Genomic DNA, 611 nt, shown 5'->3' with positions numbered 1-611 from the left:
AATGGTGGATTATTTGAAGGGGATGAAACACTGATTGACGGTTGTAAGTTTAATGTACTAACAAATACGTGCCCTATATTGTCACTCCTATCTGCACCACCACATAAAGCAGTTGGCACGGTATTGGGATCAGTAGTAGATTGCCATGTGTTTTGGGCAAATTTATAATAAATTGTTGATCCCGGTGTATAAGCAAATACGTGCCCTACGTTGTCACTTCTTTGCGAACCGCCACATAAAACAGTTGGCAATGCAGTTGGATCAGTAGTAGATTGCCATGCGTTATTAGCATATTTATAATAAATCGTTGCTCCTGGAACATAAGCAAACACATGCCCAATTGTATCATTATTTTCTTCACCGCCACATAAATCAATTGGTACGGCATTGGGATCAGTAGTAGATTGCCAACCGTTTTTACCTTTTTTATAATAAATCGTTGCTCCTGGAACGTAAGTAAACACATGTCCTACTGCACTATTACTATCTGCACCACCACATAAAACAGTTGGCACGGTATTGGGATCAGTAGTAGATTGCCATGAAACATCATCCCTTGTTTTGTAATAATAAAGGGTACTAGCAGCCTCAGCCTTCAATAAATGGGCGTT

At 39.6% G+C, this 611-nt stretch carries 1 protein-coding gene; it reads right to left on the bottom strand.

The window, feature by feature from the left end; genetic code table 11:
• Window positions 1-611, bottom strand: a 611-nt coding sequence (locus tag V6C27_14780; protein MEG6617653.1) for a hypothetical protein, incomplete at both ends; no start/stop codon positions are given.

It is taken from the genome of Peptococcaceae bacterium 1198_IL3148 (assembly GCA_036763105.1).
GTDB lineage: Bacteria > Bacillota > Desulfotomaculia > Desulfotomaculales > Desulfohalotomaculaceae > JBAIYS01.
The sequence above is the reverse complement of the archived record's forward strand: the minus strand, read 5'-3'. Positions and strand labels throughout refer to the sequence as shown.